2 protein-coding genes are annotated in these 4,723 nt (G+C 34.3%); one reads left to right on the top strand and one right to left on the bottom strand.

The window, feature by feature from the left end; translation table 11 throughout:
• Window positions 1-614: 614 nt before the first annotated feature.
• A complete protein-coding gene (locus tag FB379_RS18090) occupies window positions 615-1,418 on the bottom strand; it encodes a sugar phosphate isomerase/epimerase family protein (protein ID WP_144598575.1) in 804 nt (267 codons plus the stop codon).
• 791 nt (window positions 1,419-2,209) lie between these two features.
• Between FB379_RS18090 and FB379_RS18085 the strand changes: the two genes are divergently transcribed.
• Complete coding sequence (locus tag FB379_RS18085; protein ID WP_144598574.1) at window positions 2,210-3,808, top strand: M48 family metallopeptidase; 1,599 nt, start codon at window positions 2,210-2,212, stop codon at window positions 3,806-3,808.
• Window positions 3,809-4,723 lie beyond the last annotated feature (915 nt).

Below are 4,723 nucleotides of genomic sequence, written 5' to 3'. Positions count from 1 at the left end.
ACACCCACCTTCTCCCATTTATGGGAACTCTGATTCTAAAAGTGGCTCACTTTTGAAGTGATCGCTCTGGCTCAATTTATTATTGACAAAAACAATTGGAAACTACGGCAAAGGCCAAATAATCGGATTGCAGAGAAGCAGTATACTTAAAAATATAGAAATTTGAATCAAATTTCAAAACGTATTGATTCATGTGGCTGCTTAAACGGAGTGAATGACCAAATGGCGCTTTCGACGAAATCCATTGCTTTTAGTTAGCCCGCAAGCGCTGTCCATTTAATTCCTGTAAATAGACTTGGTATGGAGTCCGATTGTGAAAAACAAAAACATTCCCTTCCTGTATAACATTCATTTCTTATTCGGCATGAGCTTTTGCAAAGAGGGGCAGGTGATAGGACTTTGCAAGGCATACAGACCAGTCTATCACCACACCCTCCCCTCATGTTGAATATGATGCCACTGTACAAGGCTTTGATTGTATAAAAACTCAATGATTCACAAGTGATTTCAAAAGTCTAAACAGGGATTAAAATGTTTTTGAAATGAAATCATATCAATCGAAATAAAACGACTTCTGTCAGGAGATTTCTTTATACTTGAACTTTCATTTCATCCTATTGTTTTAGTTGTCTTAAAGATTCTTTATAGTAATTGACCACCACATCTAAATAGTTTCCATGCTTAATCGGCGTAAATGGATTGGGTCCTTCTGCGACCATTTCCATTATAATCGGTCCTTTGAAACCAATTTCATCTAAAGCTTTTATTTGACCTCTAATATCAGAGTGTCCGTTACCTATAGCTTGCCTATTGGAATCAGCGACATGATAAACACCCAGCTTATTCCCTGCGTCCTTGATTGCCTGAATTGGACAAGCCTCCTCAATATTCATATGATATGCATCTAATAATATATAAAGGTTGTCGCTTTTTACTTCATTAATTAATGAAATCGCTTCCTTTGCTGTTAAGATTTGATGGTTCTCATACCGATTGAGTACTTCAAATACAACTTGAAGGCCAACTTCCTCCGCTTTATTTACAATCTCCTTCGTACTAGCTACAAGCAAATCCCAGTCTTTTGTTAAATCTCCGCATCCATGTATTTTCCCAACATCACCATGTAAGCAGATTCTGTTGGCGCCTAAATTTTTCGCCCAACTGATTAGGTCTAAAAAATATTGTACGGCACTAGCTCGAATATTTTCATCAGAACTGGAAATGTCTACATTTTCAGGTGTTACGGACAATACCTTCAAGTCATATTTTTTTAAAATCGCTGCTAACTCTTCCGGAGATTGTGACAAATCCCCTTGGACCTCCACTCCGTCAACACCAATCTCCTTGGATATTTTACATTTCTCTTCAAAATCTATATCTCCAAACGTCCATAAACAAAGACCATAATCTCTTTTCATATTATTTTCCCTCCGGCAAGTAGTAATTTATACAATTCTATTATTTATAGATTGTATCAAAATCTGAAATATTCTGAATACTATAAGTTGTAAGATTTTGAATCTGTTAAGCTTTCACAGATTCAATACTAGTTATTGCAATTTTGTTGAAACGGATCTAGTCCTATTATCTTAATTTTTCTTAGTTTTACAGTTGGCGGATCAAATATAATAGTAATTTCCGATTCAGAATCTATAACTTTAATTCCTTCTTCCATTCATTGTTTTGCAGCTTCAAACAGGTAAGTCCTCAGCTTGTTCTTTCTTCATTTACAAGATAGTCTAATTCTTCTTATATCAGATTTTCTGCTTCTTCCGGCCTATTATTTCATCTTTCTTTCCAATAGTTAATATTTCCTGTTTTACATGTAATAAAATTTACAATTAACCCTATATATGGTAATTGATAAATAAAGGGCATGTAAAAAAATTGTCGTCTCTTCATCATTTTCTGTAAACAATATCTTTTGCCACACTTGTTTTAATTAAAGGAGAAGTATTTGAACCGGTAGGACTGCGGGTTCTGGTTCCAAATCTAGATCATGATGTGGCTGTTGCTCTTCTTAATCAAGTTGAGCCTTTTTTAATATGGCAGTTTGTTTTATTGTATTTTGGTGTTAAAGCATTATTGAAATCTGAAAGACGGGTTGCTCCTTTACTTATTGTAAGTATTATCTTTGTAGCAAACTTGACATTAAAAACAATTCCATCGATTATGACAAGTTTCCTATAAATTAAGGAGAGTAGTTATTATGAAAAAAAGAATGCTCATATTTTTATTGGTCACGGCGTTTTTTACAGTTTCGGTTATTATGGTTGAGTTAAGTATCCGTTCAGCTGTTTTATCGCCATTTATTCTTCTCGATTCAAAAAAAAATGTAGGAGTCCAGAAGCTTTTAACTGGCTATTCCATATACCAAGGGGACTATCTTTTAGATATTGAACATACTGAAGAAGACTCTACCAATCGTCCGCTCGCTTTTCATATTGGACCTATTGATTATCAATTTATCAAAGTCAATACAGAAAACATTATCTTACCTGCTGGAGAAGAGCTGACTGTTATGACGAGAAGAGGGGTTGAACCGTCTTTTAGTAAGGAAGTGACGATTCAGTCTAGTAAGAGGAAATTTTTTTTTAATGAATATACAATACGTGCTGCAAAAAATGATGGATCATTCTCCATCCGATTGAAGACGGAGTTTAGTAAAACTCTTACTTTTTTGATATATGGTTGTTCATTTTTATTGCCTTTTCTTTTGGCATTGTTTATTAACAAGGTTCTTCCATGGCGCAATCTTTTTACATTGTTTGTTCCGTTTATCTTAGCTGGAATCCTTCCATTGATATTAAACTATCATTTTTCGATGGGTTACGCACTACTTTTAACAAAATCATACATTTGGAGCATTTTGTTATGTATCTTTCTCCCGACGTTTTTATCAGTTTCATTGACAACTGCTATATACCAATGGACGATAAAAAGTGATGAGGATATTGAAGGAGAGTCTGAAATGGAGGAATCAGATTTCCTTGAATTTTCAAAAAGGGAAATAGTTATAATTTTTGTACTCACTATAGGAAGTCTTGCTTACTTTTTCTCATTTTTCCTTTTTCCACTATCCCTATATGTAAAAATTGTGGACAAATGGTATTTATTTGCTGCTTGGTATTTATCGTTAACCCTTATTATAATGCTAGTTTATACTGTAATACATCGTTTCATGGGGAACTATGAAAATGTGGGATTCACCGAGCAATTTTACTCTTTGAAAAAAACGATAGAAGCTGCATGTAGTATAAACGTTAACCTATTTACGAAGAAAGAGTCCGAGAATGAGACGAATGCTTGGGTGTATAGTACTCCTTTTGCATCTAAAAAAAGCATTAACATTTACATGACAGAAGGTTTGATAAAAAAATTTACTTTAGATGAGGTAAAGGCAGTGTTATTTCACGAAATTGGACATATCAAACGAAAGCATGGTCGTTGGATACTGTTTATTACTTTTGGAGTAGCGACGATTATTAGTTTGCTGATGTTCTTTACTAGAAAAATTATGCTAGGATTTGGATGGGGACAGTATATCCTTATTTTCCCAGTTGGTATAATCGCTTTAATAGGGCTCACAGAATGGCTTCCGAATAAAATTAGTAAAATGTTTGAACACCAAGCAGATGAATTTGCTGTAAGGCAATTGGGGAATAAGGAGTTATATATTCAAACATTAATGAAGTTAGAGCGAATCAGTGAAAAAGAGAATGACGAGTTTGACTTCAAAAGGAAAGAGTGGAAAGAAACTCATCCATCCTTCCAAAAAAGAATTAACTTTATCAAGGACTTGGTATGAACGTGAAAAATATATTTCGACTTAAGGCGTTTGGTATGGCATTTTTGGAAAGAAATCGAGATGTTTTTTTATTTCACTTTTAATTGTTTTAATAAGTTTTTGTGGACCAATGATTTATTTGCAGTTAACTGATGTAAGAGAAGCAACAGACGTGGAACAGGAGGCTGTAGTAATAGTTTCAGAAAACCTCGGTGATGAGGAGCTTACGTGGCAGTCTATATTTTTTCATAATTTCATGATTTTATTGCCAGCATGTATTGGTGTGTTTTCATTTGGTTTCGTTTCTTTTTGGTATATCCTTTTACAAGGATATTTATTAAGTACTAGTAGGGGCTGTCTTTGAAAGTCAAATCGCCATTGAAAACAAAAAATCATAAACACCGATATATTAACGTTTCTAAAGCATTAATGGGGGCGTCAATAAGCCGTAAAAACGACTTATTAAACACCCCCATTCTCTTTTTGATTTGTATTTAAATATACAATTTTTCATGTGTTTTTGAAATCCTAGCAATTATACTTGTTGGGGCATTCGCACTAAAGCCTGCAGTAGTGACTTTTAAGTGATTAAAAAAGCCCTTTTTCCAAAAAAAGAGATATTAAAGATATGTCTTATACTGTTTGTGCTCTATGTATTTTTTCTTTTCTTGGCAGCGTTAATGGAAGGTCTTATACAACAAGGCTTTGAGAAATGGGGCCTTATATGAAAAAAATTTGGCTTATATGGAACAATCGGACACGGTTAACTATTAATAAAATTGTGTACCAGGATGAAAGCATGATAATAGTTAGTAGTTCCTATTTTACAAGCGTTATATGGGTGTGAGTAAAATGTTTGTGGGAGAAATTCTTAGAATTCCCCGATGAGGGGGTTGGGAACGTAGGTTCGCAATCCCCCTCATCGGGGCCACCAAG

Source organism: Aeribacillus composti (genome assembly GCF_007827555.1).
Lineage (GTDB): Bacteria > Bacillota > Bacilli > Bacillales > Aeribacillaceae > Aeribacillus > Aeribacillus composti.
The sequence above is the reverse complement of the archived record's forward strand: the minus strand, read 5'-3'. Positions and strand labels throughout refer to the sequence as shown.

Excerpts from the sequence above, each read along its gene's own strand:
- FB379_RS18090 (WP_144598575.1), bottom strand. The coding sequence starts at position 1,418 with ATGAAAAGAGATTATGGTCTTTGTTTATGGACGTTTGGAGATATAGAT.
- FB379_RS18085 (WP_144598574.1), top strand. The coding sequence starts at position 2,210 with ATGAAAAAAAGAATGCTCATATTTTTATTGGTCACGGCGTTTTTTACA.